At 70.0% G+C, this 5,218-nt stretch carries 3 protein-coding genes and 1 pseudogene; all 4 read left to right on the forward strand.

The annotated features are described in order from the left end of the window. Nucleotides 1–826, forward strand: a pseudogene (locus ACIQ6O_RS12405) (hypothetical protein); the annotation flags it as partial. A 29-nt stretch (nt 827–855) separates the two neighbouring features. After that, nucleotides 856–3,141: a hypothetical protein gene (locus ACIQ6O_RS12410; protein WP_396208104.1), complete on the forward strand. Its 2,286-nt coding sequence runs from the start codon at nt 856–858 to the stop codon at nt 3,139–3,141. Nucleotides 3,142–3,149: 8 nt separating this feature from the next. After that, the gene (gene mutL, locus ACIQ6O_RS12415) at nt 3,150–4,979 is read left to right on the forward strand and encodes a DNA mismatch repair endonuclease MutL (RefSeq protein ID WP_396208105.1); all 1,830 of its coding nucleotides are present in this window, start codon (nt 3,150–3,152) and stop codon (nt 4,977–4,979) included. After that, the coding region (locus tag ACIQ6O_RS12420; RefSeq protein ID WP_396208106.1) for an isopentenyl transferase family protein at nt 4,948–5,218 on the forward strand (271 nt) is incomplete at its 3' end. The genes mutL and ACIQ6O_RS12420, both read left to right, overlap by 32 nt.

The raw sequence follows: 5,218 nt of genomic DNA on the forward strand, positions 1-5,218 counted from the left end.
TATTCGTGGGGCGCTCAAGTCGTTGCGCACGGCACGACGGGCCATCGATACGCGTGAGGATCATCTGCCGCGCTTCCTGTGGTTACTCGTGCCCGCACTGCTGTTGCTCGTCTACGATGCCTGGCGTCTGTCGGCGCCGGCGTCCATCGCACAGCGCCGTTCCGACGCGCGCGCCATCGGCGCTGCGCCGTCCGCCTGGATCGTCTGGCTCCTCGTGCTCGTACCCGGCACGTTCATTGGCTGCGCCACCGAACCCGATCCCGCGGCGCTGTTCAAGGAGGGGCGCGTGGCAGAGGCGGTCGCCGCCTATCGCGCGATGGTCGCGCAGGGTGATGCATCGGCGCGCACCGCCTACAATCTCGGGACCGCCGTGCTCGGCGCCGATTCGGTGCAGGAAGCGCAGGCGCTGCTCGAGTCAGTCATCAAGAACAGTGAAGGCGACGTGCGTGCTCGGGCGCGCTTCAACGCCGGGGTGGCGGCACTCCAGCAGGGACGCGCGGCCAACAACCCCGAAGCCGAACAGCAACTCGCTGCGGCGCGCGCGGCATATCGCGCCTATCTCACTGAACGTCCGGGATATGCGGACGCCAAGTGGAACTTCGAACTCGCGTTGCGCAAGCAGCCGCCGCAGGGCGGCGGGGGCGGTGGCGGCGGGGGCGGTGGCAACGACCGGAATAATGATCCGCAGCCGCAGCCACAGTCACAGGGCGGGCTCGATCAGCGGCAGGCCGATGCACTACTCAACAGTGCGGCGCGCGAGGAAAAGGACGTGCAGGGGCGGAGGCAGCGTCAGGGGCGCGTGCCGCCCGGCGGGAAGGACTGGTGATACGTCGCGTGGAGGCACGCTGGCCTCGTGTGTTCGCGATGGTACTCGCCCTCGGCGCGTTCGTCACGATGAGCGCCGGTGCGTCGCAGGTCGCTGCGCAGCCATCGCCCACCGCCATCATCCAGCGTATCCGAAGTACGGGAAACCGACCCATCGATTTTCACGCCGCCGCGTTTCCCGACACGGTCTACGTGGGGCAGCAGGTCACCTATCAGGTTGCCGTGCTGTTGAGCGAAGAGGCTCGTGGCCGTCTCCGGCGCAATCCGGAGTTTCTGCCGCCCGAACTGCGTGGACTGCTGGCGTACGAATTGGGGGCGCCCACGCGGGTACCGTCGCGTGCGTACGGCGGACCGCGCTCGTATGAGGCGCATGTGTTCCAGCGTGCACTGTTCGGCGTCACCGCCGGGCCCCTGCGCGTACCCTCGCCACAGCTCACGTACAGTCTGCCACAGTCGGCCAGCTATTTCAGTCGCGAGGAGCGCTTCACGGTGCGCGCCGAGAGCGCGCAGCTCATCATCAAGCCGCTGCCAGTCGAGGGGCGACCCACCGACTTCACGGGGGCGGTCGGGGTGCTTCGGGCCAGCACGCGCCTGTCGGCGTTTGAGGCTCGCGTCGGTGATCCGATGGTGCTCACGGTGCGCATCGAAGGCACCGGTAACGTCCGGCTCTTTCCCCGCCCGCCGTTGGAAGTCTCGTGGGCCACCGTGGTGCCTGGGAATGAGCGGCTGCAGATGGATACCAGTGGGGCGCTCGTACGGGGCGCGAAGGAGTTCGATTTTCTCCTCACGCCCACGCGCGACGGTGCCGTTACGCTGCCTGTCATCCGGTATGTGTATTTCGATCCGTATCGCAGTCTCTACGCAGTGGCGGAGACGCAGCCCGCGGACGTGCGCGTGGCGGCTGGTGAGCTCGCCGCAACGGGCAGCGAGGACCAGGCGGAGCAGCTGGCGCTGCGCGCGTGGCGCCGAAGCTCTACCGCCACGCTGTCGGAACTGTCGCCATCCGTGCGCAACGCTACGGGGGCGTTCGTGCTGCTCGTGCCGGTGCCTGCACTGGTGGCGCTGGTCGCCCGCGCACGACGCCGACGGTCCTCGGATCGTGCCGCCACGACGGTGACGCCCCCGCGCGAACCCACCGTGCACGACGCCTCGCCGGCGGGGCAGGCGCGTCGCGCGCGCCGTACGGTGCTCGCGGTGCTCGCCGAGCGGCTCCAAGTGGCCCCCACCGACCTGGTGGCGCCGGGCGATGTCGAGCGCGTACTCCGACGTCGCGGGGTGACGCGCGCCACCACGGCTGCGCTTGTCGTACTCCTCGATGATCTCGCACGCGTGGGCTTCGGCCCGGCATCGATCACCGCGGGCGACATTACCCCCCTGGAGCATCGCGCGCGTCAGCTGCTCGACGCGGTCCATGCGGAAGCCGTGACGCACGGTCGTACGCCGCTCTGGCGGCGCCGGGCGTCGCGGCGTGGCACGCTGGCGCTGTGCCTCGCACTGCCGTTCGGTGCGCTGGTCCGTCCATCGGCCGTTCGCGCGCAGTCCACCATGGCAACAGGGACACCGGCCGTGGTGGCGTGCACCACCGCCGTCGATCCCACGGTCGCGAACGTGAACGCCGCACCCGCGGCACCGCGGAGCGTTCCCACGCCACTCGATCTCCTCGTGGGCGAGGGAACGGCGGCGTACGCGGCTCGCCGCTATGCGGCCGCCACGCAGCGGTTGGCCGTCGCCGCGGCAGCCTGTCCGCGCGACGTCGACCTGCTGGTCAATTGGGGCACCGCCGCCTGGGCCGCCAACGACACCGTGTCGGCCGTAATGGCATGGCAGCGCGCCGCGCGCCTCGACCCGCTGGCGGCCGACGTGCAGGCGCGCATGGCGCTGCTTCCCGCAGGCGCGCGCGGTGGCCTTGCCGCCATCCCCATGATCCCCGTCGTCCCCTTGGCGGTGCTGGCCGTGGTCGCCTGGGGGCTCGCGTGGCTGCTTCTCTTCGCGTCATGGCGTTCCGTTCAACGACGTGGCGCACTGGAAGCATCGGCGCTTGTGCTGATCGTCGGCGCCATCGCTGCCGGTGCCGCCGCGTGGCGGGGCGCCCAGGCCCTTGACGGCACCGGGCTCGCGATTATCCGACGTCCCGAAACGCTGCGGAGTGCGCCCGGTTTCGAAGCCGCCACGGTGGGTGGGGTGTCCACCGGCGATGTGGTGCGCATGAGTACCGTGCAGGAAGGCTGGTCGCGCGTCATGCTGGCCGATGGCCGCGATGGATGGCTCCCGGCCTCACGACTCGCCCCACTCGTCGCGGACACCCCGATCCGGTAAGCTTCGGGATGCCGCGCATCGCCGTTCTCCCGAGTGCCGTTGCCGACCAGATCGCCGCGGGCGAGGTGGTCGAGCGGCCGGCGTCTGTCGTGAAGGAAGTGGTCGAGAATGCGCTCGATGCCGGTGCCACCACCGTCGACGTCACCGTCGAGGAGGGGGGGCGCGCCCTCATCCGCATCGCCGATGACGGCTGTGGTATGGATCGTGACGATGCCGTGCTGGCGCTCTCGCGCCACGCCACCTCCAAGATCACCGCGGCCGAACAGCTGGTGGGCGTGCGCAGCTTCGGTTTCCGCGGTGAGGCGCTGCCGGCCATTGCATCGGTATCGGAGCTGCACATCGAAACGGCGCCGGAAGACGGGGCCGGGACGTCGGTGCGGGTGGCGGGTGGCGCTCTGCCGGACGTGCGGGATGCGGCGCGCCGCCGCGGCACCACCGTGTCGGTGCATCGCCTCTTCTACAACACACCGGCCCGGCAGAAATTCCTCCGCAGCCCGCGCAGTGAGTGGCGCAGCGTTCTCGAGACCATGCACGCCATCGCCACCCTGCGGCGCGATGTGCACTTCACCGTGCGCCACGATGGCAAGCTCGCACTCGATCTGCCGGCGGTGCCGACGCTCCGCGCGCGCCTCATGGCACTCTGGGGTGCGCGTGAGCTCGATCGCTTCGTCGATGTCGACGATGTACAAGGGCCCGTGCATGTCACCGGTCTCGTAGAGCGCCCCGCCGACGTCGGCACGGCATCGCGACGCGTGCTGCTCATCGTGAACGGACGGCTCATCCGCGACCATGGGCTCGTGCGCGCGGCCGAAGCGGCCTACAAGTCCACGCTCCCCTCGGGCGTTCGCCCCTCGCTGGTACTGCAGGTGCACGTCCCCGGCGGCGACGTGGACGTCAACGTGCATCCCGCGAAGGCTGAGGTGCGCTTCCGCGACCGATGGCCCATCGAGCGCGCGGTCGAGCAGGCCGTGCGCCGCGCGCTCGGGCTCTTCGAGGCGTCGGCCGGACTCGGCGGGTGGCGCACGTACACTCCGGCTGTTGCGCCGTCGCCATCCTGGCGCCCCGAAGGGACCCCGCTCGAACCGATGGCGCTACGCATCGCCAAGTCGCTCGATGGCCTCTTCGCCACGCGCGACGAACTCGCGGCCGCGCCGGCGTTCGATTCGCCGCCGTGGGAAGACACGGGCGTACCCACCGTCGGCCACGGCACGCCAGCGCCCGCACCGCCGGAAGACGCGACCCTCGGCGCGGTGTCGCCCGAACCGATCGTCGTGCCGCCGCTCCTGCAGTTGCGGCGGACATATCTCATGTTCGAGCACGACGAAGGGGTGGTCCTCATCGACCAGCACTCCGCGCACGAACGCGTGCTCTATGAGCGCTTCCTTGGCGTACTCGAACGTGGCGAAGCACCGTCGCAGCGACTGCTCTTTCCCATGACGCTGCACCTCGCGCCCGCCGAGGCGGACGCGTTCGAGGCGAGTCGCGATCTCTTCGCCAAGCTCGGCTTCGAAATCGATCACTTCGGCGGCAGCACGTTACTCGTGAACGCCGTGCCCATGCCGCATCCGCGCTTCGATGCCGAACGGTGCCTGCGGGATACACTCGCCGCGATGACCGGTGACCGTTCGGCGAGTGCCCACGCCCGCCACGAGCGCCTCGCTGCCACCTTCGCCTGCAAGGCAGCCATCAAGGCCGGCGATGCGATGTCACCGGGCGAGATGCGCGCCCTGTACATCGCGCTCGCCGAAACGACGCTGCCGGCCCACGACGTACACGGGCGTAGCACGATCGTCCGACTCTCCTGGGATGAACTCGATCGACGCTTCGGGCGCAAGTAGCCCGCACCGCGACGCCGGCATGGCTCGCGCGGTGACCGCGTGTATCGTCGGGCCGACCGCCGCCGGCAAGAGCGCGTTGGCCATGGCGCTCGCGGAAGCGAACGGGCTGGCCATCGTCAGCGCGGACTCGCGCCAGGTCTACACGGGCTTCGATGTCGGAACCGCGAAGCCGACCCGCGCGGAACGGGACTCCGTTCCGCACTTCGGTCTCGACATCGTCGATCCGCGCGAGCGCTACT

The sequence above is a fragment of the Gemmatimonas sp. genome (assembly GCF_044345575.1).
GTDB lineage: Bacteria > Gemmatimonadota > Gemmatimonadetes > Gemmatimonadales > Gemmatimonadaceae > Gemmatimonas.